Source organism: Edaphobacter sp. FHG110511_03 (assembly GCF_059115365.1).
In genome coordinates this window covers 191,926-216,857 of the sequence record NZ_JBZYWL010000002.1, presented here as the reverse complement: position 1 = coordinate 216,857, position 24,932 = coordinate 191,926, and the positions used below count along the sequence as shown (strand labels likewise).

The following is a 24,932-nucleotide window of genomic DNA, read 5'->3' as shown; positions in this document are numbered from 1 at the left end:
TTCCATAGAGCGAGACAGTGTGCGATCCGGCCGCAACTCCATTCCATGGAATGTTTGAAAGGAACAGACCTCATCTCACTTGGATGACACGGCCATTGCTTGCAAGGAAATGTCCGCCGGACGAAGCATCGTGTCGCTGTGTTCTGGCCTAACCAATTTCCAGGCTGCTCGCTTCACACGCGGAACCGTCCGTAGGCCATAAGCCCTGCAAAAAGGGTGGGCCTTTGCCTGTGGAAGTCCAATCAGACGCTCCCCTGTCACGGCTCTATTTCTGGTCGACTCGAATAACGATCTGCCCGAAGGTAAGATTCACCTGAATGTCCCAATCAGTTCACCGCTTTACCTACGTAACTTCTGGCAACGTCCAGCGAGAAGAAAGAGAAAGATGCCAAAGATTTCCCGACGTAATTTTGTACAGAGTTCTTCCGCCTTTGCCCTCGCGGCACACCCATGGTCTGCATTTGCGAAGGGATCTGCCAGGGGCAGGTTATTGCTGGTAGGTACTCAGACCGGGGAGCAGAGCACCAGTCAGGGCATCTATGCGTACGACTTCAATCCTGCGACGGGTGAGTTGAAGCAGATAGCCCTTGCCATCGAGTCGGAGAGCCCCACTTTTCTAGCGCTGTCTCCCGGCGAAAAATTTCTCTATTCGGTCAATGAGACCCGGCAGTTCGAAGGGAAGCCGACGGGATTTGTGTCGAGTTTTACGCTGAACAAAAAAAGCGCTCAGCTGGCGCTGGTGAATCGAGTGACCACGATGGGAGGCGGTCCTACCCATATCACGGTGGACCACACCGGACGCTGTGTCTTCGCTGCGAACTATGGCGGCGGCAGCGTCGTATCTTTTCGAGTGGATGGCGCCGGACAGCTCAGCGAACCTGTCTCTTTTTTCCAATACGCCGCCGATGCAGAACAGCATGAACGGAAGCCCCATGCTCATCGCGTCACGGTCTCGCCAGACAACCGATTTCTGCTGGTGAACGATCTGGGCCTCGATGTGATCCATGTCTATCGTCTGGATGCAGCGACTGCAAAGCTCACGCCGCACGATCCGCCGCTCTGGAGGGCAACGACCGGATATGGTCCGAGGGCGCTTCATTTTCATCCCAACGGAAGATGGGTCTACTGCGTCAACGAGCTGAAGCCGACGGTCAATGTTCTTGAATGGGACAGCGGCAGGGGCACACTTAAAACGCTGCAGGACATCTCTCTTGTGCCTGACGGTTATCAGGGCAAAGCGGCGCCCGGAGATATTGTCTTTGATAAGCGTGCCCGCTTTGCTTATGTAACCAGCCGTCTGGATGATTTCATGGCTACGTTTACCGTCTCTCCGGAGAGCGGCAGGCTGACATTCATGGAAAAGTCCTCCTGCGGAGGGCAGAGGCCGCGTCATCTTGCGCTTGATCCTACGGATGGCTGGCTGCTGGTCGCCAATCAGGATTCGAACAATATCTCCGTGTTTGCAAGAGACAAAAGCACGGGTCGACTGTCAGGCGTCGGGAAAGACTTTCCCCTAGCAAAACCGATGTGTCTGATCTTTATTTAGCTTCCGCCGCCACCCGGTGTTGGCAAGTAAGTGCTTTATCCCTCCCTTTTCAATTAAATAGGGCCGATTCTCTATGGAATTTTGTATAGTAATGGCAACTCCAGTCAGACATACAGGTTTGGTCTCGGTTTGTCCCAGGGGTGCCTTTTGCTGAAGGTCTTCGTGGTTCAGCCATGTATTTGTTTCCACCTGTAACGGGTTGGCTGGAACGGGGAGCCGAATGGCCGTGGGGAGTGAGGGGACGTTGGGACGTCGGATGCGAGTTCGGTATTTTTTGGCCTTCTGGCTGTTTGTGTTGAGTGGGGTCGCTTTCCTTGATCGGACAAACATCTCGATCGCGGGTCTCCAAATCAGCACGGAATATGGCCTGGGGAATCAGCGTCTGGGCTGGATCTTTAGCGCGTTTCTGATCGGATATGCAGGGTTTCAGCTTCCGGCGGGGTGGTTATCGGCACGTTTCGGGCCGCGGCGCGTTCTGACCATTGGAGTCATGTCCTGGGGGGTCGCGACTGTTATGACTGCGATACTTCCGAGCAACGTTCGTTATGCGGTAGCGCTTTTGATCGGGATTCGCTTTGCGTTGGGCGCTGGCGAAAGCGTGATCTATCCGGCGGCGAATCAATTTGTGGCTCGTTGGGTTCCCCTGCAGGAGAGAGGGTTTATCAACGGCCTCATCTTCGCGGGTGTAGGGGCCGGCAGCGGGCTTACGCCTCCAATGCTTACCTGGTTGATTACCCATCATGGCTGGCGGGCAGCATTCTGGTTCAGCGCACTGGTCGGATTTGCTGTAGGAGCGGTTTGGTGGCTGCTGGCCCGGGATACCCCGGAAGAGCATCCCGGGATGACCCCAAAAGAGTTGAAAGAGATTCGCGACGGCCTATCGTTCGGAGTGACAGCTGCGCCTGCCTCATCCTCAACAGAAGCCTCATCTTCCGAAACACCCATCTCCTGGCGAGCAATCTTCCACCGCCGTGACCTTCCTGCCTTGATGCTCGGGTATTTCAGCTTTGGATATGTCGCCTGGATCTTCTTCAGCTGGTTTTTTTTATACATGGCGCAGGTTCGCGGCTTCGATCTGAAATCGAGCGCCCAGTTTGCGATGTTTCCCTTCCTGTCGATGACGGTGTGTTGCCTGGTCGGAGGAGCGCTGAGCGATCGACTGACAGGGAAGTATGGACTGCGGGTTGGCCGTTGCGGCCTGGCCGCTGTGGCATTGATTCTTACGGCGATATGCCTTGTGTTGGGCTCGCAGATTCATAATCCACGGCTCGCCGGAGTCGTTCTGGCCGCAGGGGCCGGTGCCCTGTACCTGTCGCAGAGTTCCTTCTGGTCGGTCTCCGTGGATATTGCGGGTCGCAGCTCGGGCGTGTTCTCGAGCATGGTGAACATGGGAGGTCAGATCGGCGGTGCCGTGACCGCCTCTCTCACGCCCTGGATCGCGCAGCGTTATGGCTGGACGACCTCGTTCTCGTTTTCTGCCGTACTGGCGGTTATCGGGGCCATCTGCTGGATGACGGTCCATCCGGAGCATCCGCTCGACGAAGATCTAACCTCCGCATAAGCTTTTGTTGCGGTTATGATGGTGCTGTGATGCTGTAATAACACGACTTGTGTTAAACCGCTTCCATCCCGTAAAAGCACGCATAAAGTCAACGGCGAAGCATCCTGCTTCCTCGCGGCTTTCATGTTCGCGCGCTCTGAGGGGCTGTCTGGGCCTATCTCTTCTGCTCTCTTGTTGTAGTGCCATCGCTCAGAAAGAACCACAAGCGTCCCCCAGCTCTCACCCAACCTATCTCGCAGCAAAAACTTCCTCCGATCCGCTTAGTGACATTCCCTCATGGATGTCAGCTTCCGCTGGCTCCTCTGAACTTCCTCATATCAAGGTTGAGGGAGGCCAGCGCGACATCATCATCCTCTTCGGCCAGGACAATACGGATGAGTCGACACAAAGCGAAGTGCGATACCGCTTAGTCGGGTACGATTCAGAATGGAGAAATACCCGATCTCGCGCAGCACATTACAGCCAGCTAACCCCTGGTCGGTATCGCTTTGAAGTGCAGGAGCGTAAAGACGGAAGCGACGAGTGGCTCTCCCACACTGTAGCCCTCTCTGTAGGCGAGCACACCGAGATCTACCAGACCTGGTATTTCTATCTGGCATTGCTGTTGTTAGCTATTGTGCTTCCTGCGTATCTTTATCGCCGACGCGTGCAGATGATCAAGGGACACATTGGCATCGTTCTTGAAGAGCGTAACCGGATCGCCAGGGAATGCCATGACACGCTGATGGCGGGCTTTGCTGCGATCTCATGGCAGCTTGAGGCGACGGCAAAGCTCTTTCACGATGGGGATCTTGCTTCCACTCCTGCGGCAAAGTCCTGTGAGCTTGCTCGCAGTATGGTTTCTCACTGCCAGGCAGAAGCACGGCGCATCATCTGGGATCTGCGCGACAGCGATGAGATGACCAACGTCCTCTCCCAGGCGCTCGCGAGGACGCTTTCAGCGAACCATCTGCGCGAGTCGATCGCGACCGTGCTCGACGTGGAAGGAGACGAGTTGCCGCTGCCACCCGGATGCGTGCATCATCTCGTCTGCATCGGCCAGGAGGCGATAACGAACGCGATTCGCCACGCCAACCCGACCGATATCACCGTTCATCTGAAGTATGAGGCTGATGCTCTCAGCCTGTCGATTCATGACAATGGCCGCGGTTTCCAGTCCACTGGTCAATCTGCCTCGCGGCACGGACACTTTGGTATTCCTGTCATGGAAGAACGCACTCGCAAACTCGGAGGTACATTTCGCCTGCAGACCATGGTCGGCAGCGGCACCGAGGTAAGTGTCAGGGTTCCTTTCAACGCAATGCAGCTTCCTATCAATCAGGAACATCACGTTATACGGTGGATCGGCATATGAAACAGATACGCGTTCTTCTCATTGAGGACCATTTCCTCGCTCGCATGGCCCTTCATTCTGTCCTCTCTGGCCATTCGCAGATCCGAATCATCGGGGAAGCCAGCGATGGAGAAGCGGGAATCGTGATGTACCGCCAACACCGGCCTGATGTCGTTGTACTCGATCTTCGTCTGCCACGCGTCAGCGGTTTTGAGGTCATCATCCAATTGCGCAAGGAGTTTCCCACCGCTCGCATCGTCGTGCTCTCCAACTACAGGGGAAGCGAAGATATCTATCGCGCGGTCCGAAGCGGAGCGATGGCCTATCTCACCAAGGATGCCAGCGGGGAAGAACTGTTGAACGCTATCCAGAATGTGGATCGGGGACTACGCTATCTCCCGCACGTCGCCTTGGATCGCCTGGCGGAACGCATGCCATCGGTTGAGCTTACCCCCAGAGAATCGGAGGTGCTTGCCTGCATCACCCAGGGCCGCAGCAATCGCGAGATCGCTGAAGAGCTTCGTATCGCCGAGAAGACGGTAAGGATCCACGTCAGCTCCGTACTCGACAAGATGGGAGCCCGTGACCGCACGCAGGCGACCATCTATGCCTTGCAGCGCGGCCTGATTCATCTGGATTAATTCTGATCTGCAACAGGATAGCCGTTCAGCGATCGGTAGGAATTCCATGCTCCGAAGAAACAGCATCTATTAATGCATAGGTCATTCGCCTTAATGACGGACACGTCAACTGCCTGATGACAGCTTTCCGGAACCAGAGTGGAATGATTTCACTCGATCATTAAGATCCGGCACAAACATCGATGCCGGACTGTTCGCAGATATCAACGGTACAACCGTTATCCGGATAATAGGAGTTCATTGTGAAGAGAGCATTATTCTGTTGTTTCGCTCTATTGGCCGCTCCATTGGCCCTCATGGCCCAGGTCGCAAATAATACAACGTTGGTGGGAACAGTTGCCGACCCAACCTCCGGAGTCATCGCAGGTGCTCACGTAGTGGGCTTGAACCGCGATACAAAGGTCTCCTATACAGGCGATACCAACGGCGAGGGGTATTACTCCATCCCGTTTGTCGCGCCGGGTACTTACGATATCACCGTTGAAAAGACTGGTTTTCGGAAGACCACTGCCTCAGGCGTGGTTGTGCAGCTCAACATGGCGGCCCGAACCGACTTTTCTCTCAGCGTAGGCTCCGAAGCATCGGAGATTACGGTCTCGGCCGCAACCCCGGCACTCTCCACTGACGATGCGCTGATCGGCGATACACTCAGCACACCTCAGGTAACAAATCTTCCTATCAACACACGCCGCGTCATGGATCTGGCGACAACCTCGTCGAACGTTATCCAGGGGCCGAAGACCTCTTTCAGTGGCGTGCCGCCAGGGGCAAACTACATCGGCGCGGGTACCCGTGAGGTCACTAACTCGCTGACACTGGACGGAATCACGATCATGAACTCGTTGATCTCGAATTCCCCGGTGACGCCGAACCCGGACGCCATCTCGGCGGTTCAGGTGCAAAGCGGTAACTACACCGCTCAGTACGGTGCTTATATGGGCATCCACATCAACTCAGATACCAAGTCTGGAACAAACCTGCTGCACGGCACCGCCTATGACTACATTCAGAACGACTTCTTCAATGCGAAGCCATGGCTTGCTACTGTAGGCTCCCGTACTCCCAAGATGCGCTTCAACCAGTTTGGCGGTGTTCTCAGTGGCCCGGTTGTAATTCCGTTTCTCTACAATGGCCGCGACAAGACATTCTTCATGGGGTCGTACGAGGGGCTCAGGTCGTATACGACTACCCTCACCAATAACATCACGACGGTTCCGACACTGCGGATGCGCAATGGAGATTTCTCGGAGCTGCTGCCAGCCACCCAGCTCTACGATCCGACCAACCGCACCACGCCCTATGTGAACAACCAGCTGCCGGTGTCTTCGATCGCCGGTAAGTTGATGCAGTATTACCCATTGCCGACTGGCCCAGGGATTACAAATAACTTCAATCAAGCCCTTCCATTGAACTTAGTACAAAACCAGACTTTGGACCGCGTTGATCACAACATAGGCCAGAATGTACGTCTCTTCGGCCGCTTCCTCTGGCAGAAGCTGACATTCGAAAGCGGAAGCCCCGTTCCGACTTCCAGCACCTATTCCCCAACGATGGATCGCAATGGCGTTGTCGGTTACACCCACATCATCACGCCGAACTTCATCAATGACTTCCGCTTCGGATTCAACGTCCTCACAAGCGATGTCAATAACCAGTTTGCCCAGAACGGTCTCACAGACGCAGGATCCCAGCTTGGAATTCCTGGATTTACGGCAGACGTGGACAACAACAATCCCGGTATTCCGACGGTTGTTATTCCGGGTTATGCCGGTCTTGGTTCCGCCGGTACCAATTGGAAGCAGGACGACCGCACCTTGCACGGGTACGATCAGATCTCCTGGACCAAAGGCAAGCACAACATCATGGCCGGAGCGGACATCCGCCGCATGACCATCGGTCGCGCAGCGCAGAACGATCCTCGCGGAAACTTTACCTTCAACGGCGAGTATACGAGCCAATGTGTTGTTCCTACTACGAATCCTAATCCGGGCAAACCGCTTCCTCCCTGCACCAATACCACACCCCAGAACGCCTTTGCCGACTTCGTTGTTGGTCGTGCCTCAAGCGTCGCAACGCCAACCTTCCAGGTTAAAGGTTCTGTCGGAAGCTGGCGTAATGGCTACTTTGTTCAAGATAACTGGCAGGTATCTCAGAAGCTGACGCTTCTCTATGGAATCCGCTACGAACAGCCGACCATCCCCTACTCGCTCAACGGATATGCCCGTATTCTGAATTCCGATTTCACGGCGCTGATTCCATCCACCAATGCTACAAACGGTGCCACATTTACACCAACACCGGGCTTCAAGTTCACGGGCCCGAACAATAATCTGTGGGCGCCACGTCTTGGCTTTGCGTACCGCGCGACGGACAAGATCGTCGTTCGCGGAGGCGGCGGAATCTATTACAACCCGAACCACCTCAATGCCTTCACTCTGGCAAGCGGAAACTATCCGCTCGCAAACTCTACTGCCTATAGTGCAGATCCATTTTTCTCCACTAATACCTTTACCAATCCCAGCGGTGGCAGCAGTGCTCCTGTTTCCTGTATACCAGGAACGATCGGGTGCTATACATCCGTCTTTACAGATCCGGTCAAGCTACCAACGCCTCGAATGTACCAGTGGAATGTTGGCACCGGCGTTGAGCTGTGGAGAGACGCAGCCTTCGAATTACAGTACCTCGGTTCGAAGTCAGTTCATCTCGACTACTCCCTCTACCCCAACCAGCCCTTGCCTGGACCGGGAAGCGACGTAAATTCACGGCGTCCCAACCAACGCTTTGGCGAGATTCGTCAAATAGCCAACGGCGGTTTCTCCACCTATAACGGTCTGACGGCGATCCTTCGTCAACGCACGAGCCATGGCCTCAGCATGAACCTGTCGTACACCTGGTCGCACAACATGGATACCTCCAACGATGCAAATGGCGGCGGTACACCCATGATTCAGAACAACCTGAGGGCAGATTACGGAAACTCAAACTGGGACATCCGTCACCGTTTCGTAGGAACCATCCTCTATGAACTGCCCACTTTCGCGAATCGTGGCTATGCCTTCCGTGCTATTGCTGGTGGATGGCAGGCTAACGCCATCGTGTTCCTGCAGACGGGCATGCCCTTCAACGTCGCCCTTGCAGGGGATAACGCTAACGTCGGTCCCAGAGGTGTGCAGCGTCCGAACTTTGTCAAAACCGGAACGAACACCTGCTCAGCTGGTTTTGTTGTTCGCAATGGTACTGGCGCAAGTTGTATCGATGCGTCGGCTTTTGCAATTCCGGCTCAGTTTACTTTTGGTAATCTTCATCGCAACGACCAGTATGGGGCTGGACGCGAGTTGGTGAACTTCTCGATGTTCAAGAACTTCCCCATCTACGAGCGCCTGACTTTCCAGTTACGTGCAGAAGTCTTCAACCTCTTCAACCATGCGAATCCGAGCAACCCGAACAACACGGGTAACCCACAACTCGGAACAAGTGCCTTTGGCACTATTACCAGTACGCAGACCGATCCACGCGTCCTGCAGCTCGTTGGCAAGATCAACTTCTAGCTCTTCAAAACCAAAGCCGCCGGATCTCGATCCGGCGGCTTTTTCTCGTCTTATAAACTTCAAGTAGTATGTCTTTGGTCTCCGGGGAGTGAAAATGAGTTCCATGCCTTCATCTTCTTTGTTTCGCCGCTTTCGTACTGCCGCCACTGTCGTAGTCGTCTGCACAGCCGTCCTTACCGTTACCCATATCGTGCGCGCGGACGCTGCCAAGACCGCCGCGGACTATGCGGCTGATCCTGCAGGAATGCTGGAAGCCTATCGGCACGTCGAAGCAGCCTCCGTCTCGGATGCGATTGAGCAGAGCCTTCACGTGAAGACCTATATGTCACACCGCATGCAGTCCATCTTTCCCGCAAAATTTGCGGGTACAGCTCTGACAGTCAAGCTCGTCAAAGAAGAGAATCATGATCCCAACGCGCTCTCGGGAATGTTGAGCGCGATTGATTCCGGTGGTCCCGGCTCTGTCTACGTGATGAAGGTGGATGACGGGGCCGATATCGCCGGCATGGGCGGACTCATGGGAACGGCGATGTTTTCTCGTGGCTTCGTTGGCGCAGTCGTGGATGGAGGCGTCCGCGATCTTCCGCAGTTGAAGAAGATAGGTTTCCCCGTCTATGCTCTTGGTCCGGTCCCCTCCACTTCAGTAGGACATTACAAATTTGGCGGCGTGAATATCCCAATTGACTGCGATGGCGTCAAGGTCAATCCCAAAGACATTATCGTGGCGGATCAGGATGGCGTCGTCGTAGTTCCTCGCGAGCACGCCGCAGAGATCCTTGTTCTAGCTCAGAAGCTGGATAACAGTGAGCACTCGATGTATCCCTATATCGAGAAGTTTCACTCAATCGTAGAAGCAGTCAAGCAATTCGGAAGAATCTGAGCAGTGATTTACCAAGTTTCAGCCAGAATCAAACATGTAGGTCTTTCCAAACGCGCAGCGATGCAGAGGCAATCGAATCATTGTTTCTGTATCGCTGGTTTTATTTCTGTACCGGCAAGCAGGAAGGCTCGCGAATCGCTGCATCAGCCATGAATCCAGTACTTTCGAAAAGCACACCAGCTGCGAGTTGCAACTTGGAGTAAAGTACTTGTTCAAATAGGTTTATCGCTAAAAGGGAAGTGAAAGAGGTTCCTATGGCATTTGCCATAGCTTCCTCTTCGTCTCTTGCCCTATGACAACCGGCTTCTATTAGAGTCAGATGGTGATCGCTTCTATTTATCATTAAATCTCCATCTGGAGCCGTAAAGGAAAGGAAGGTTCTTGATGCCCACCGGGCCTGATTCCGGCGTTCTTACGCGACGTAATTTTCTGCAATGGTCACAGTCAATGTTGGGGATGCTTGGCGTAGCGCCGCTGGTCGGCTCCGCCGAAGCATTGGCCTCACCGTCATCGTCTCACGCTCCTGCTTCGACGGATTACTACTCCAAGCTGGGCGTGAAAAAGATGATCAACGCGGCAGGTACTTACACCATGTATACAGCCGCTGTCATGCCTCCTCAGGTGCAAAGTGCCGTCGCTGAAGCTGCAAAGCATCCTGTACATCTGAAGGAGCTGCAGGTTCGTGCAGGCGAGTACGTGGCGCAGAAGCTGCGCTGCGAAGGAGCCGTGGTCACCTGTGGCGCGTCCTCCGCCCTCACCCTGGCTACCGCCGCTTGCATCGTTTCAGCGAATAGCAACGCGAAGCCGGAAGACATCCCCCAGAATGTCGATTCCATGAAGAACGAAGTCATCGTCCAGAAGGCGCATCGTTATGGCTACGATCATGCCATCTTCCTCTGCGGCGCAAAGATCGTGGAGGTAGAGACGCTTGAAGATTACAAGCGTGCCTTCAATGAAAAGACGATCATGACCAACTTCTTCAACGCAGCCGAGAAAGGAGAGATCGGTCACGAGCAGTGGCTGCAGGTGGCGCACGAGCATAACGTTCCCTGCCACATCGATGCCGCAGCCGATATGCCGCCTATCTCCAATCTGTGGAAGTACACCGGCATGGGATTCGATCTGGTCTGCTTCTCCGGAGGCAAAGGAATCCGCGGACCTCAAAATGCTGGCTTGCTCTTAGGAAAGAAACATCTCACCGATCTCGCGCATGAGAACAACAATCCCAACGAAGGCGTCGGCCGCGGAATGAAGGTCGCGAAGGAACAGATCGTAGGCATGGTTGCCGCGGTAGATTGGCTTCTTGAACAGTCAGACGCGAACATGGAAAAAGAGTTCACCCGCCGCGCCGACATCATCAGACAAATCGTGAAAGATGTCCCCACGATGAAGACAAGTCTCTTTACGCCGGACGTTGCCAATCATGTTCCTCATCTGATTCTGACGTATGATCCCTCGGTTGTCGGCGTTACTCCGGCAGAGGTGCAACAGCGTCTCCGTTCGCTGGACCCTACCATCGAACTCAACCCCGCAACCGGAAACGCCAAGGCAAATAACGGCATGCCCGCATGCCCTAACGCACTTGTAGTCGGAACCTGGATGCTTCTGCCCGGTGAGCCGGAGATCGTCGGCCGTCAGATCCGCGCAGTTCTCAAGCAAGGCAAGGCTTAGTCTTTCCATAAACCAAACAGTGAGTTTCAAGCACAGGAGGAGTAACAATCATGGAGCAACAGTCAAGAAGGGGTCTTCTGAAGAACGCGGCAAAGGCCGCAGTCGTAGCCACCGGCGGAGCGATGGTAACGAAGAACGCCTCGGCGCAGGTTACCGGAAAGCTTGAGAAGAAGTCGTACCCCGCCCAGCCAGCGAAGCCTGCAAACGGTAAGGCACCCTTGTTTTCAGGAGCAGTCTCCTACGGCAACATGCTGTTTCTTGCCGGGGTTGGAGCCCACTTCGAGGGCACCATCGAGCAGCATACTCAGCATGTTTTGGATGAGTTGTCCAAGAAGCTGGAGAGCGCCGGTTCTTCGATGGAAAAAGTGCTGAAGGTCAATGTCTATCTCAATGACCTCAAGGACTACGACGCGATGAACAAGGTCTACGCCACCGCAAAGTGGGGAAGTATACCTCCGGTCAGAACCACCGTGTCGCCGGCAGCGGGAATTCCCGGCAATTCCCTGGTCGAGATTGACATGATCGCCTATATCTAGGCCAGCGTTGTCAATTGCGATGGGTTCGATGCCTCTTCCGCGTCGCCCATCGCAATCCCCCTTCATCATCATTCTCGTTCTATAACTCCAGGCTCAAGGAGAGTTGAATCATGTCGCCACTTCGCAACGGTCAATGGTCTCGCCGAGAGATTCTCAAGCAGTCAGGAATCCTTTCCGCGCTCGGAGCCGCTTCTGCGGCCTCTCCTCTTGCCGCCGGTGCTGCGGGGCTTGCGGATCATCCTCATTCGAAGCCGACGCTTGTAAAAGACGGCGACCTCCGCGACAACCTGTTTACCCGTATCGGGGTCCGGCCCATGATCAACGGGCGCGGCACCTTCACCATCATCAGCGGCTCATGTTCACTGCCCGAAGTAAAGCAGGCCATGTACGATGCCTCCTTCTACTTTGTGCATCTCGACGAGATGATGAATGGAATCGGAGCCCAGCTCGGTCAGTTGACGGGAGCGGAGTGGGGCATTGCGACCACAGGCTGCGCCGCTGCGATCTGTCTCGCCACCATTGCCTGTATCGCTGGAACAGATGTTGAGCTTTGTCAGGCCCTTCCTTACACCAAAAGAAAAAATCAGGTCATCATCCCCAAGCACTCACGCAACCCATACGACATCGGAGTCCGCATGTGCGGAGCCGAGATCGTTGAAGTTGACTCGCCGGAAGAGTTTCGTTCCAAGCTCTCCGATCGGACCGCAATGGTATACATCCTCTCCGGCCCCGAATCCACCTCCGGCCCAATGAGCATTAGCGTTCTTTGTGCCATGGCGAATGAAAAGAACATCCCTATCTTCGTGGATGCCGCCGCTGAAGAGCCCAATAACCCCAATATCCATATCGCTGCGGGCGCTTCGCTTGTAGGATACTCCGGCGGTAAGTGCATGCGCGGACCGCAATCTGCCGGCATGATGATCGGTAAAAAGGATCTTTGCAAAACGGCCTACTATCAGGCGGCACCACACCATTGTTACGGTCGCGCGCTCAAGTGCAGCAAGGAAGAGGCCATGGGACTGCTGGCGGCGGTTCGTCAGTGGTATAAGCGCGATCACGCAGCAGAGCAGGCACAGTGGACCAGCTGGATGCAGTACATCGCAAACCGTCTCAAGGGTATCCCTTCTCTGACGGCCGAGATCATTCCCGCCCCTGAAGATCTCTCCAATCGATGCCCCAACGTTCGTATTCATTGGGATGCTGAAAAGGTAGGCATCACCGGCACGGAGTTGGCGGCTCATCTCGATGCCGGAACCCCTCGCATCGTTCTTGCAGGACCTCAGGGCCGACGCCCTGACATGATGCAGAGCTCCATCAGCGTTACCTCCTACATGCTCGAAGCGGGTGAGGAAAAAATCATCGCCGACGCCCTCTATGAGGCGCTTACCAAGCCCGGCACTTATCAGAACCCGCCTGTATCCACAGCATCTACGGCCGCCGTGCAGGGAAGCTGGGCTGTAACCATCCAGTACCTTCGCGGTACGGGCGAACAGAAGTTCCTTCTCGAGCAAAAGGGAACTGACGTCACCGGCGAGCATCACGGCGAGATCTACAACGCGACCTTCACAGGCGCGGTTCAAGGCGATCAGATCGAACTCCACAGCATTATGCCCGTTGCCGGAAACCCACTGCATTGCAACTTCAAGGGAACGGTGAGCGGAGGCAATATGTCCGGCACGGTCAACATGGGCGAGTACGGCGAGGCGAAGTGGAACGCTGTCCGCGCGTGAACATAGGCTATTTGGCCTACTTTGATGCTGAACCACAGGACCGATGACGTCCCCGGCTTTTAGTTCGAAAATAATGAAGATCAATCGATTTTCCAGCCGGGAAATATTGCGAGGTAGATGATGAGGTTTGGGAAGCGCTCTCTGTTGCTCTATTCGGTCCTGTGCAACTTCGTAGTTTTCACAGGAATCTCTCAGGCGCAACACGAGATGTCTTCAACTTCACAGGGGCAGCCGGCGGCTCCACGCCGGGGCATCGTGGATGCCCCAAATCCTCTGCCGTATGACCTCCTTCTGACCAAAGGGCACGTGATCGACGCGAAGAATCACATCGACAGGGTCACCGATGTTGCGATCAAAGACGGCAAGATCGCTGCGGTTGGTGACAATCTCAACCCGAAAGATGCCGCCAAGACCATCGATGCTACCGGGTACTATGTAACGCCTGGGCTCATCGACATCCACATGCACATGTACGCTACGACAGGAGAGAAGAACTCCTACGCGGGCGACAACTCCATCTGGCCTGATGGCTTCACGTTTCGCAATGGTGTCACCACCGCCGTAGATGCAGGAAGCTCCGGATGGAGAAACTTCCCGGACTTCAAAGAGCATGTTATCGACCGCTCCGAGACCCGCGTGCTCGCCATGTTGAATATCGTAGGCGGGGGCATGCGTCCCAATGGAATCGAGCAGAACCTTAACGACATGGATGGCGAGGCCACCGGTCAGATGGCCCTCAAGTATCCAGGCATCGTTGTGGGAGTAAAGAGCGCACATTTCACAGGACCAGAATGGAAGCCCTACGATCAGGCGGTAAAGGCAGGCAATATCGCCAATATCCCGGTCATGATCGACTACGGCTCCCGCCGCCCCGAACGACCTCTCTATGACCTTTTGGCGACTCACCTTCGCAAGGGCGATATCTATACCCATGCCTTTTCGGGCCATCGCGGAGAGCAGGATCCCACAACCCTCAAAGCCAGCGCAGCGATGCTGATCGGCCGTAAGCGCGGAATCTACTTCGACGCTGGCACAGGCGGCGCAAGCTTTGGCTGGTCGGTGGCGATTCCTTTGTTGAAGGATGGATTCCCTCCAGACTCTCTCTCGACCGACCTTCACATCGACAGCATGAACTCAGCGACAAAGGATCTTCTCAATGTTGCCGACAAGTTTCTCGCGATGGGACAGAGCCTTCAGACCGTCATTCAGGAAGTCACCTGGAACCCGGCGCAGGAGATTCGGCAGCCGCAGCTTGGAAACCTCTCCGTAGGTTCGCCTGCAGATGTCGCGGTGTTGAGCGAAGATCACGGCAAGTTCGGCTTCACCGACATGGTGAACACCAAGCTGATGGGAGATACCAAGCTCGTCTGCCAGCTCACCGTTCGGTCGGGAAAGATTGTCTATGACCTGAACGGTATCTCCATGGATATGTGGAATGAGCCCGCTTCAAGTGACCCAAAGCTCTCGTCCCATTGGACGAACTTCCGCCTCCGCAGCCCTGCAGGCTTAGTCGCGGCCGGCCATTAGAACTCTGAAAAGGACGAGACAAGATGGATGTGCGTGACCACATGCACAACAATTTTAGGAAGCAGAACGCGGCAAATTGAACTGTCGCGAGAGGTAAAGGATGTTGGAACGTTGGATGCGAGTGCGGTATTTTCTGGCTTTTTGGCTGTTTGTGTTAAGCGGAGTTGCTTTTCTTGACCGCACAAACATCTCCATTGCAGGCCTCCAGATCAGTACGGAATATGGTCTTGGAAATCAGCGCCTGGGCTGGATCTTCAGCGCATTTCTGATCGGCTACGCAGGCTTTCAACTTCCTGCTGGCTGGTTGTCGGCGCGCTTTGGACCACGCCGCGTGCTCACGTTAGGAGTCATGTCCTGGGGAGTAGCGACGGTACTCACCGCGCTTCTGCCCACGGGAATTCCTTATGCGGTTGTCCTCCTGATCGGAATTCGCTTCATCCTCGGCGCTGGGGAGTCGGTAATCTATCCCGCGGCAAACCAGTTCGTCGCGCGCTGGGTGCCATTGCAGGAGAGAGGCTTCATCAATGGCCTGATCTTCGCCGGGGTCGGAGCGGGAAGCGGTCTTACCCCTCCCATGCTCACGTGGCTCATCACCCATCATGGATGGCGTGCAGCTTTCTGGTTCAGTGCTGTGGTCGGCTTCATCGTGGGTGCAATTTGGTGGCGCTTCTCGCGTGACACTCCCGAAGAATACCCGGGCATGACGGCACAGGAGCTGGTTGAGATTCGCGATGGCCTGTCTTTCGGATCCCCCGCGGCTCCTCCTCAACCACCGGTAGCAGATAAATCCTCGGGAACGAAGATCTCATGGCGAGCAATCTTCCATCGCAAAGATCTTCCCGCGCTGATGGTCGGATACTTCAGCTTCGGATATGTGGCGTGGATCTTCTTCAGCTGGTTCTTTCTCTACATGGCCCAGGTTCGCGGCTTTGACCTGAAATCGAGTGCCCGTTATGCCATGCTGCCATTCCTCTCCATGACAATCTTCTGTCTGCTTGGAGGCGTTCTGAGCGATCGCCTCACAGCCAGGTATGGACTCCGCGTCGGTCGATGCTGGCTGGCTTCAGTAGCTCTCATTCTCACTGCGGTCTTTCTTGTGCTTGGTTCCCAGGTCCACAGCCCACAGCTCGCCGGACTGATTCTCGCAGGTGGCGCCGGAGCCCTCTATCTTTCGCAGAGCTCCTTCTGGTCGGTCTCCGTCGATATCGCAGGAGGAAGCTCAGGTGTCTTCTCGAGCATGGTAAACACCGGGGGCCAGCTCGGCGGCGCAGTCACCGCGTCGCTCACTCCATGGGTCGCGCAACGCTATGGCTGGACAACCTCGTTTGCAATCGCTTCCGTTCTTGCCGTCATTGGAGCGATCTGCTGGTTGACCGTTCACCCGGAACGCCCGCTTCTCACCGAACCCTCCCTGGAGGAGCAGCTTCTCGTCAAATAGGTCATAAGTCCTAGAAAGAAAATATGTCATTTGCCTGTAGTCAACCCTATTCGGCGGAACTTATGATTCGACCACATCTCAGAACAAGACTTACACGGATTGTCATCGTATTTGGCAATCCCATATTCTCCTGGGTGCGGAGAGGATCGCTCAATGCGATAACTCTCTAAATGAGGAAGGCGGCCTTCCCGACGGGTCAGTTCTCGGAAGGCTGAAGTAAAGCGCCAGTAGTAACAGGCTCTACAAAGAACGCTCAGGAGAAAACGTAATGGAGATCAGCTCTCGACGCACCTTCTTTGGAAAGATAACAGCCCTGGCGGCAATCGTTACCGGTGCGCCAAAACTCCTGGCCCAGCAGACTCCTGCTGTGACTGCCCCTGCCGTACCGCCAGCAGGGCCCCGCCCTCGTGGAAACCACACGCACAACGGTATCTACTACTTCTCCGGCACTGGATCCAACGACGGCTATCCCAAAGACGACCACGTCACCGTGACGGACCCCTTCGAAAAGCACGTCACCCGCACCATGGATGCGCTCAAAAAATCGGTCGAGAGCGCCGGCTGCACGATGGATAGCATTATGAATATGCAGGTCTTCTTCTGCCTTCCTCTCGCAGATGGAGTTCCCATGCCCACCGGAAAGGCGAAGTTCGACGCCTATCAGGCCCGCTATCAGGCGTTGAATAAAATATATGGAACATACTTCAGTCCCGGAAAAGCGCCATCGCGTTCCTGCATGGCTCTCGAATGGATCCCCGGTGACTCTCTGATCGAGGTTGTCGGCAGCGCCATGGTTGTCAATCCGCCATCACCTTCGTCGAACTAGTAGTAAATGGATAGGAGTTACACATGATCTTGAAGTCCGGTTGGAATCGTCGCTCTTTCTTGTCTGTACTTGGTGCTGCAACGGGCAGCCTGTTTGCACCGCGCGCGGCTGTTGCCGAGAAGAAGGAAAAAGACGAAAAACACGGCGTCGACGGTCACGCGATCGTTCCGATTAAGAGCGGCCTGGGATCGACGGGCGATGTCTATAAGGAACTTGGCGTGACGCCCCTGGTCAACATCGTCGGTACCGTCACAGTCATCGGCGGCTCTGTCATGAAGCCCGAAGTGATGGAACTCATGCGCCAGGGCAACCAGCACTTCGTGATGATCAACGACCTCGAAGTAGCGGCGGGCAAATACATCGAGAAGCTCTGCAAGACGCCTCCCGGCTACACCGGTCTGGTGACCGGCGGCGTGGCTGCTGGCACGGTCGTCGCCTACGCAGGCATGCTCACGGAGGACCTCGAGCCGCGTATGAAGGCCTGCCCCGACCTCACCGGCTTCCCTAAGACCGAGGTCATCATCCAGAAAGCGCATCGCAATAACTTCGACCACCAGGTTCGGCAGACGGGCGTTAAGCTCATCGAGGTGGAAACGAAGGATCAGATGATCAACGCCATCAACCCAAAGACGCTGGCGATGCACTACATCAACATCCAGTCCGACATGGGCAAGGTGAGCGGACCGGAGATGATTGAGATCGCTACCAAGGCCAACATCTACACCTTCAACGACGCCTCGGCCGACGTTCCTCCGAAGGAGCGCCTGTGGGAGTATCCCGCGCAGGGATGGGACTTCGTCGCCTTCTCCGGCGGCAAGGACATCTGCGGTCCGCAGTCGACCGGCTTCCTGATTGGGAAGGAGAAGCTGATTCGCTGGGCGCAAATGAATATGAGCCCACAGGAAGATCGCATCGGCCGCTCCAGCAAGGTAGGCAAAGAACAGATCTTCGCCGCGCTGAAGGCCCTTGAGATGTTCGTCGAGCAGGACTACGAAGCCGTGGTCAAGAGCTACGACGAGCGCGCTGCCGTAATCTCCAAGGCCATCGCGAAGTTCGGCGTAGCCGCCCAGCCGCGTGAGTTTAACCCGCAGGCGCTGGGCAACGTGACGCCGCACTACAGCTGGAAGATCGATCCGTCCAAGGTGAACATCACCTCGCAGGAAGTCATGCACCAGCTGGCGGAGACCAAGCCCGTCGGTATCGGCAGCCTGAACGCCGACGCGGCCGGTATGCGCGGACGCAATCCTGACGCACCTGCGAATCCGCCGGAGCACCACCATCGTCAACAGGACCCGACGACATTCGGCTTTGCGGTATGGCAGCTCAAGGACGGAGAAGACAAGTACATCGCCGACCGCCTGGTAGAGATCTTCAGTGCGGCGCCGAAGGCCTGACTTCTTTCCGAGAGTTACAAACATGCGGCATAATTGGGACCTTCTCTTTCTTGTTGGAAGTGGAAGATCCCGTCGAACCCGAAGCAACACTGTTCGAAAATCGAGGAGATTCATGAATCATTCGCTTTCCAGAGTTACGCGATCCATCGCCTCCTGTTGTGCGGGGCTGTCGCTCGCAGCTGCCTCCGTCCATGCATTCGCTCAGGCACCAAGCCTCGCCTACGATCTCATCCTTCAGAATGGCCACGTCATCGACGACAAGAACCACGTCGACTCGGTGATGGACGTCGCCATCAAGGACGGCAAGATCGCAAAAGTCGCTCCCCACATCGCGGCCTCCGATGCTCTCAAGGCAATCGATGTCCATGGGCTCTATGTAACCCCTGGCCTCATCGACATTCACGTTCACGTCTATGCCGGAACCGGCGAGCGTGGTTCCTATGCTGGTGACAACAGCCTCCCGCCCGATGGCTTTACCTTCCGTAATGGAGTCACCACCGTCGTCGATGCAGGCTGCTCCGGCTATAAGAACTTCGAGGACTTCAAGCAGCGCATCATCGATCGTTCGAAGACCCGCGTGCTCGCCATGCTCAATATCGTCGGCTCAGGCATGCGCGGTGACAAGTACGAGCAGAACCTCAACGACATGGACGGCGAGGCCACCGCAGAGATGGCCCTCAAACATCCTGACACCATCGTTGGAATCAAAACAGCACACTTTGCCGGTCCCGAGTGGAAGCCGGTCGAGCAGGCTGTCATTGCAGGCACGAAGGCCAACATCTTCGTCATGGTTGACTTCGGTGTCGATCATCCTGAGAGCCGCCCGCTCTACGACCTGCTCAACAAGAAACTGCGTCCCGGCGACATCTATACCCACATGTACTCCGGCCTGCGCCATGAGCAGGATGCCACTACCAAGGGCCCCAGCAAGGCCTTCATCGATGGCCGTAGGCGCGGCATCTTCTTCGACGCCGGTACCGGCGGCGGCAGCTTCAGGTTCTCGCTTGCCGTTCCCATGGTCAAAGACGGGTTCATTCCTGACTCTCTCTCGACCGATCTCCACATCGGCAGCATGAACAGCGCCACCAAGGATGAGCTCAACGTCGCCAGCAAGATGATGGCGATCGGCCTTTCTCTCCAGCAGGTTGTCGCTGAGATGACCTCTCACCCCGCTCACGAAATCAAGCGCGAAGGGCTCGGGAACCTCTCCGTAGGCTCTGTGGCCGATGTCGCCGTACTTCGTCTCGAGGAAGGTCACTTCGGTTTCACTGACATGGACAACGTCCGCGTCGATGGAACCAAAAAGCTCGTTGACGAGCTGACCATCAAAGACGGCAAAATCGTCTATGACCTCAACGGCATCGAAGCCCGCAAATACGGTGACGCTCCCGGCAAGTACGAAAAGTATGATTCACGCTGGACGACCTTTGCCCCCAGGGGACCGGACATGCACGGCACAAAGCCCACTCCTGCCGACAACAATCGCCACTAATTCGCATAACTCATAAATAAAGGGCGCTCAGATATTCTGAGCGCCCTTTGTCTTACCTTCAATTCCCTCGTCATCTCGACCGGAGCCGCGCAGTTTCATCGCGTGGCGGAGTGGAGAGATCCCTGTATTAGACTTTGTTCTTGCCGTTGTCTGTTCTCGCTACAAATCACCTTAGATCGGACAAGCTCTCAGACAAACAAAACGCACTGCGGACGCGATATTGGGAAGCTCTTGCCCTCATTGGCAAGCTTTCCCGTCTTCACATCCCGCGCGAAGACCGAAATATTATCCGTCTCCTGGTTCGCTACCAACAGCCACTTCTCGGTAGGATCCAGTGCGATATGCCGAGGTGTTTTGCCTCCGCACGACGTTCTCTCCATCAGCGTCAACTTTCCGTCGCTCGGAGAGATTGAAAATGAAACCATGAAATCGTCGAGCCGGTTGGCGACATACACAAAGCGCCCCGCTTTATCGATCGCAATCTCCGAAGGAGCCGACGGCCCCGTGTGGCCCTCCGGCAACGTCGAGATGAGTTGCGCGGTCGTGAATACGCCCTTCTGCGCGTTCCAGTCCAGTACATTCACAGAGGAGCCCACCTCGTTGACGCAGTAAGCCCACTTGCCGTTCGGGTGAAACTGCAAGGCACGCGGTCCCGATCCTGGCAGCGCCTTCCAAGCTGGAGGATCCTGTGCCGTCAGCTTTGCCGTCGAAGCATCCAGATGGTAGACGTGAATCTCATCCAAGCCAAGATCGTTTACGAATAGAAATTTATTGTCTGGCGATACGGTGACGCGATGTCCCCTGGGCCCGACCTGTTGCGGCTTGGGTCCGTGTCCGCTGTACTGGAAGAAGGAGACAGCGTTGCTCAGCTTGCCCGCCTCATTCACGGCGAAGGAAGCTGCGCTGCCGCCTCCGTAGTTCGCCACAAACGCGCACCGTCCCGTATGATCCACGCTCACATGGCAGGTTCCTGGACCACCCGCGGACACTTCGCTAATCTTAGTCAGCTTTGCGGCGCCGCGGTCCACCGCGAAGCTCGAAACCGCACCGCTCTTTTTCCCTTCATACTCATCCAGTTCATTCGCGGCGAACAAGATCTTCTTATTCGGCGACAGTGCAAGGTAGGTAGGACTGTCCGCCTCGACCGCAAGTCCCGTCTGGGTCAGCTCACCGGTAGCGGAGTTGAAGCTGTAGGCGTAGATTCCTTTGCTGCCGTTTGTTGTCTGGGTTCCTATAAACAAATGGTTTTCCTTCGCCGATTGCGAAAACGAAGCCAATGGATGTGTTGCGAGAACCGCTGCCGAAGAACTCTGAAGGAACCCACGTCTTGACATCCTCAACATTCTCTTTTCCGTCTCCTCATCTCAAAAAGAACCAGGCTAACTGTAGAGCACGGCGAAGCCGCTTGGCGAATCCAGACGCGCAACAATCTTCCCCGCACGCAGTCTGCCGGTAGCAGGATCAAGCTCTGCGACTTGAATCAACCCACGGCTGGGGTTCATTCCCATAAGGCTTCTGCCGTCGGGTGCTATCTCAATCATATGCAGTTCACCCATCTCTTCAACCTGCGTACCTAAGGGACGATAAGATTCAACCAACCCGGAAGAGAGATTCCAGGCCGCTACTCCGTTGCCAAGCTGGCAGGCATAAAGAAATCGTCCAGCAGGATGGATCGCCATCGTTGCCGGTCCTTCGGCGACTCTGGCGATGGGGATGTGCTGCAGCGGCTCCGACACAGATCCCGAGGCCGCATCGTACCTGTGACACGAGATGGCCTCGTCCTGCATCACGAAAAGCCTTCCTCCCGCAGGGTGCACCGTCACCTGTGAGGGATTACACCCCGCACGAAGTCCTGTTCTCGCGCGCGCAGAGATTCCGTCCTCGCCAGCGGAGAGCACATTCAATCGATCGGCTCCTCCGTCCACGCTTACAACCTGACCCATCTTGTCGAAGGCGATCATCTGGGGCTGCGCTCTTCCAGTCGGGCCGCGATGCTCGACACCAACCTCCTTCAGCATTCCCGAAACCCTTCCCAGGCTTCCGTCTTCGCCGATGGGTAGTACGTTGTAAGCTCCGCCGCCGCGCACCGCAACCACGAGGTGTCGCCCGTCAGGAGTCACTGCCGCGTGCCGGGGCATCGTGGCCGAAAGCGCAAGCTCACGCCGGTTCAGGGAAGTAAGCCTCCCATCGTGTCCAACCGCAAACGCTTCAATCGTTCCTGCAGGCAGGCTCCTATGAGAATCCACTTCATTTACGGCGTATAGAAAACGCTGATTCGGTGCCAGCGCCAGCGCGACTGGCTTGTTGCTCTTGACTGTTTGCAGCCTCTCCCAGCGGCGCCCTCGCATGGCATAGGCGTGAACTCCCTCGTCCTCACCGTCCCTGGAGGCAACATACGCAAACGCGGCTGCGCTGCGATCGCCCTCGGACGAAAGCAGGGAAGAACCCATCGCGGCTGAACTCAACGAAGAATATCCCACCCACTGCACAAACTCTCTTCGGCTCCAGCGCATACTCATCGTCGTCGTCCTCCTCGTTCCAGGCCCCTCAGATCATCGCTGTCGACAACTCCTCAAGCAATGGTTCCAGGCTGTGCAGCGTTGCGACAATCGTATACCGCCCCGCCCGAATCGCACCTATGTCAAATGCTCTATACGGATCCAGGGCCCGGTCAGACCAACACGACATTTAGAATAAAGCCGTGGCCTCGCAATCGGTTGCGCCGCAGCTCTAAGCTGTCCGCGAGTCCACGCGTCTGTGTGCGCACCCGGAAAGGCACTCTCTCGTGAAGGCACTCGTAAAAAGCCGCAGTGAACGCGGCCTCTGGCTTGAAGACGTCCCTGAACCCGAAATCGGTATCAACGATGTCAAAATTCGTGTCCTCTACACCGGAATCTGCGGAACCGACCTCCACATCTACGACTGGGACGCCTGGGCTCGCTCAACCATCCGCGAAGGTCTCGTCATCGGCCATGAGTTCGTCGGCGAAGTCGTCGCGTTCGGCTCCAACGTCACCGATCTTGCGATAGGCCAGCTCGTCAGCGGCGAAGGACACGTCGTCTGTGGCCGTTGCCGCAACTGCCTCGCCGGTCGCCGCCATCTCTGCGCCCACACCCTCGGCGTGGGCGTCAATCGCGACGGAGCCTTCGCCGAATACGTCGTTGTGCCCATGTCCAACATCTGGCAGCACGCCCCCGGCATCAAGCATGAGATCGCCGCCATCTTCGACCCTCTCGGCAACGCCGTCCACACCGCGCTCGCCTTTCCTGTCCTGGGCGAAGACGTCCTTGTTACTGGAGCCGGTCCTATCGGCATCATGGCCGCTGCTGTAGCCCGTCACGCCGGAGCCCGCTACGTTGTCATCTCCGATCCGAACCAATACCGCCGCGACCTGGCCACCAAAGTCGGCGTCACATTAGCCGTGGATCCCCGAGCCACGCCGCTAAAAGAGATTCAGCAGAAGCTCCACATGCACGAAGGCTTCGACGTCGGCCTCGAGATGTCTGGCAACCCCGCCGCCTTCCGCGAGATGCTCACCAACATGAGCCACGGTGCGAAGATCGCCATGCTCGGCATCCCGTCCGAAGACATCTCCATCGACTGGAATCAGGTTGTCTTCAACCAACTCACCATCCGCGGTATCTACGGGCGCGAGATGTACGAGACCTGGTACAAGATGACCGTCATGCTCCAGAGCGGCCTCGATATCTCCGGCGTCATAACCCACCGCCTCAACTGGCGCGACTACGAGCAGGGCTTCGACGCCATGCGTTCCGGAAACTCCGGCAAGGTCATCCTCGACTGGCGCGACGTCGCCTAAGCGGCCATATTCTATCCGCAAAACCTTGGGCTCCGCTCAGGAAGTGTCATCCTGAGCGGAGTCAAAGAAAGTGGTCGAAGGACCCGCCTTACACCTTCAGGTTCTTGATGTAATTCGCGTCGGTCTTCAACGATTCCATGTAAGGCATATCGAAGGCCTCCTGCTCGACGAAGATGTGCCGGATCTTCTGCGTCTTCGCCGCCTGGGCAAAGATGGGACGGTAGTCGATATCGCCCATCCCCAGCTCCGTTACCTTCGGCTCGCCTGCTTCCACCTGCTTCAGCTTGAAGTCCTTCACATGCAGCAGCGAAAAACGATTTGGATGATCGCGCATCAGATCGACGGGGTTATGGCCCGCGACCACCGCCCAGCCGCAATCCAGCTCCAGTGTCACCTTCGCGGGGTCGGTAAGCTTCAGCAGCTCAGCATAGGGAACCCCGCCGTCCAGCTTGTCGAACTCGTGAACGTGGTTGTGATAACCAAAGATGATTCCCGCGGCCTTGGTCTTTTCGCCCAGTTCATTGAACTGACCCGAAATCCACTTCCAGTCGTCCAGAGTCATCGCCTTCTGCTTGCCGTTCGGTCCCGGCGTAGGGTCTTTAGGACCAGGGCTTGAGCAGATCATGTAGCTAACGCCCAGCTCCTTGTTGAAGGCAAGAATCTCGTCAAAGTTCTTGCGAAGGTCGCCAAACGGATGGTGCGAGCTTACGCAGTGCAGCTTCGCCTTCTGCATCGCCTGCTTTACCTCTGCCGCGCTCTTCTTATAGAAGCCTGCAGCCTCCACCTCGGTAAAACCGGCGCTGGCTACCTCCACAAGCGTTGCCTCATAGTTCTTTGCCAGCTGTTCCCGGACCGAATAGAGCTGAATGCCCAGCGGAAGGTTAAGTGGTGTGGCATACGAGGCGGTACCTCCCCAGGCTGCATAAGCTGCGGCGGCGGAAGCGCTGCCAAGAAATTTTCTTCGCGAGATCATCCAAAAAGCTCCTTTT

At 56.0% G+C, this 24,932-nt stretch carries 18 protein-coding genes; 15 read left to right on the top strand and 3 right to left on the bottom strand.

What is annotated here, in order from left to right; all coding sequences use genetic code 11:
• The first annotated feature begins 385 nt into the window (after positions 1-385).
• From AC5S26_RS10340 to AC5S26_RS10275, 14 genes are all read left to right on the top strand, one after another.
• A complete protein-coding gene (locus AC5S26_RS10340) occupies positions 386-1,546 on the top strand; it encodes a lactonase family protein (protein WP_494184813.1) in 1,161 nt (386 codons plus the stop codon).
• 220 nt (positions 1,547-1,766) lie between these two features.
• The gene (locus AC5S26_RS10335; protein WP_494184812.1) at positions 1,767-3,107 is read left to right on the top strand and encodes an MFS transporter; all 1,341 of its coding nucleotides are present in this window, start codon (positions 1,767-1,769) and stop codon (positions 3,105-3,107) included.
• Between the two features lie 280 nt (positions 3,108-3,387).
• Positions 3,388-4,461 (top strand): ATP-binding protein, encoded by a 1,074-nt coding sequence (locus AC5S26_RS10330; protein WP_494184811.1) that lies wholly within the window; start codon positions 3,388-3,390, stop codon positions 4,459-4,461.
• Positions 4,458-5,081 (top strand): response regulator, encoded by a 624-nt coding sequence (locus AC5S26_RS10325; RefSeq protein WP_494184810.1) that lies wholly within the window; start codon positions 4,458-4,460, stop codon positions 5,079-5,081. Before AC5S26_RS10330 ends, AC5S26_RS10325 begins: the two co-directional genes overlap by 4 nt.
• Positions 5,082-5,323: 242 nt before the next feature.
• The gene (locus AC5S26_RS10320) at positions 5,324-8,629 is read left to right on the top strand and encodes a TonB-dependent receptor (RefSeq protein ID WP_494184809.1); all 3,306 of its coding nucleotides are present in this window, start codon (positions 5,324-5,326) and stop codon (positions 8,627-8,629) included.
• Between the two features lie 103 nt (positions 8,630-8,732).
• A complete protein-coding gene (locus AC5S26_RS10315) occupies positions 8,733-9,509 on the top strand; it encodes an RraA family protein (protein ID WP_494184808.1) in 777 nt (258 codons plus the stop codon).
• Positions 9,510-9,893: 384 nt separating this feature from the next.
• Positions 9,894-11,180, top strand: coding sequence for a selenocysteine synthase (locus tag AC5S26_RS10310; RefSeq protein ID WP_494184807.1), 1,287 nt, complete (start codon positions 9,894-9,896; stop codon positions 11,178-11,180).
• Between the two features lie 50 nt (positions 11,181-11,230).
• On the top strand, positions 11,231-11,716 hold the full coding sequence (locus AC5S26_RS10305; protein ID WP_494184806.1) for a RidA family protein: 486 nt from the start codon (positions 11,231-11,233) through the stop codon (positions 11,714-11,716).
• 110 nt (positions 11,717-11,826) lie between these two features.
• Complete coding sequence (locus AC5S26_RS10300) at positions 11,827-13,446, top strand: Cys/Met metabolism pyridoxal-phosphate-dependent protein (protein WP_494184805.1); 1,620 nt, start codon at positions 11,827-11,829, stop codon at positions 13,444-13,446.
• Positions 13,447-13,653: 207 nt separating this feature from the next.
• The gene (locus tag AC5S26_RS10295; protein WP_494184804.1) at positions 13,654-14,973 is read left to right on the top strand and encodes an amidohydrolase/deacetylase family metallohydrolase; all 1,320 of its coding nucleotides are present in this window, start codon (positions 13,654-13,656) and stop codon (positions 14,971-14,973) included.
• A gap of 100 nt (positions 14,974-15,073) precedes the next feature.
• Positions 15,074-16,411, top strand: coding sequence for an MFS transporter (locus AC5S26_RS10290; protein ID WP_494184803.1), 1,338 nt, complete (start codon positions 15,074-15,076; stop codon positions 16,409-16,411).
• 268 nt (positions 16,412-16,679) lie between these two features.
• The gene (locus tag AC5S26_RS10285) at positions 16,680-17,237 is read left to right on the top strand and encodes a RidA family protein (protein ID WP_494184802.1); all 558 of its coding nucleotides are present in this window, start codon (positions 16,680-16,682) and stop codon (positions 17,235-17,237) included.
• A 23-nt stretch (positions 17,238-17,260) separates the two neighbouring features.
• Positions 17,261-18,631: an aminotransferase class V-fold PLP-dependent enzyme gene (locus AC5S26_RS10280; protein WP_494184801.1), complete on the top strand. Its 1,371-nt coding sequence runs from the start codon at positions 17,261-17,263 to the stop codon at positions 18,629-18,631.
• Between the two features lie 112 nt (positions 18,632-18,743).
• Complete coding sequence (locus tag AC5S26_RS10275) at positions 18,744-20,123, top strand: amidohydrolase/deacetylase family metallohydrolase (protein ID WP_494184800.1); 1,380 nt, start codon at positions 18,744-18,746, stop codon at positions 20,121-20,123.
• A gap of 188 nt (positions 20,124-20,311) precedes the next feature.
• Here AC5S26_RS10275 and AC5S26_RS10270 read toward each other — a convergent pair whose 3' ends face one another.
• Positions 20,312-21,457, bottom strand: coding sequence for a lactonase family protein (locus tag AC5S26_RS10270; RefSeq protein WP_494184799.1), 1,146 nt, complete (start codon positions 21,455-21,457; stop codon positions 20,312-20,314).
• Positions 21,458-21,502: 45 nt separating this feature from the next.
• Positions 21,503-22,642: a lactonase family protein gene (locus tag AC5S26_RS10265; RefSeq protein WP_494184798.1), complete on the bottom strand. Its 1,140-nt coding sequence runs from the start codon at positions 22,640-22,642 to the stop codon at positions 21,503-21,505.
• A 266-nt stretch (positions 22,643-22,908) separates the two neighbouring features.
• Between AC5S26_RS10265 and tdh the strand changes: the two genes are divergently transcribed.
• The gene (tdh, locus tag AC5S26_RS10260; protein WP_494184797.1) at positions 22,909-23,943 is read left to right on the top strand and encodes an L-threonine 3-dehydrogenase; all 1,035 of its coding nucleotides are present in this window, start codon (positions 22,909-22,911) and stop codon (positions 23,941-23,943) included.
• An 88-nt stretch (positions 23,944-24,031) separates the two neighbouring features.
• Here the strand turns inward: tdh and AC5S26_RS10255 are convergent, their stop codons facing one another.
• On the bottom strand, positions 24,032-24,916 hold the full coding sequence (locus tag AC5S26_RS10255) for a sugar phosphate isomerase/epimerase family protein (protein ID WP_494184796.1): 885 nt from the start codon (positions 24,914-24,916) through the stop codon (positions 24,032-24,034).
• Between the last annotated feature and the right edge of the window lie 16 nt (positions 24,917-24,932).

What these genes read in the sequence shown, in the direction of transcription:
- AC5S26_RS10270 (WP_494184799.1), bottom strand. Translation starts at nt 21,457, where the DNA reads ATGTCAAGACGTGGGTTCCTTCAGAGTTCTTCGGCAGCGGTTCTCGCA.
- AC5S26_RS10330 (WP_494184811.1), top strand. Translation starts at nt 3,388, where the DNA reads ATGTCAGCTTCCGCTGGCTCCTCTGAACTTCCTCATATCAAGGTTGAG.
- AC5S26_RS10305 (WP_494184806.1), top strand. Translation starts at nt 11,231, where the DNA reads ATGGAGCAACAGTCAAGAAGGGGTCTTCTGAAGAACGCGGCAAAGGCC.
- AC5S26_RS10290 (WP_494184803.1), top strand. Translation starts at nt 15,074, where the DNA reads ATGTTGGAACGTTGGATGCGAGTGCGGTATTTTCTGGCTTTTTGGCTG.
- AC5S26_RS10265 (WP_494184798.1), bottom strand. Translation starts at nt 22,642, where the DNA reads ATGAGTATGCGCTGGAGCCGAAGAGAGTTTGTGCAGTGGGTGGGATAT.
- AC5S26_RS10340 (WP_494184813.1), top strand. Translation starts at nt 386, where the DNA reads ATGCCAAAGATTTCCCGACGTAATTTTGTACAGAGTTCTTCCGCCTTT.
- AC5S26_RS10285 (WP_494184802.1), top strand. Translation starts at nt 16,680, where the DNA reads ATGGAGATCAGCTCTCGACGCACCTTCTTTGGAAAGATAACAGCCCTG.
- AC5S26_RS10275 (WP_494184800.1), top strand. Translation starts at nt 18,744, where the DNA reads ATGAATCATTCGCTTTCCAGAGTTACGCGATCCATCGCCTCCTGTTGT.
- AC5S26_RS10295 (WP_494184804.1), top strand. Translation starts at nt 13,654, where the DNA reads ATGTCTTCAACTTCACAGGGGCAGCCGGCGGCTCCACGCCGGGGCATC.
- AC5S26_RS10300 (WP_494184805.1), top strand. Translation starts at nt 11,827, where the DNA reads ATGTCGCCACTTCGCAACGGTCAATGGTCTCGCCGAGAGATTCTCAAG.
- AC5S26_RS10255 (WP_494184796.1), bottom strand. Translation starts at nt 24,916, where the DNA reads ATGATCTCGCGAAGAAAATTTCTTGGCAGCGCTTCCGCCGCCGCAGCT.
- AC5S26_RS10280 (WP_494184801.1), top strand. Translation starts at nt 17,261, where the DNA reads ATGATCTTGAAGTCCGGTTGGAATCGTCGCTCTTTCTTGTCTGTACTT.
- AC5S26_RS10325 (WP_494184810.1), top strand. Translation starts at nt 4,458, where the DNA reads ATGAAACAGATACGCGTTCTTCTCATTGAGGACCATTTCCTCGCTCGC.
- AC5S26_RS10335 (WP_494184812.1), top strand. Translation starts at nt 1,767, where the DNA reads ATGGCCGTGGGGAGTGAGGGGACGTTGGGACGTCGGATGCGAGTTCGG.
- AC5S26_RS10310 (WP_494184807.1), top strand. Translation starts at nt 9,894, where the DNA reads ATGCCCACCGGGCCTGATTCCGGCGTTCTTACGCGACGTAATTTTCTG.
- AC5S26_RS10315 (WP_494184808.1), top strand. Translation starts at nt 8,733, where the DNA reads ATGCCTTCATCTTCTTTGTTTCGCCGCTTTCGTACTGCCGCCACTGTC.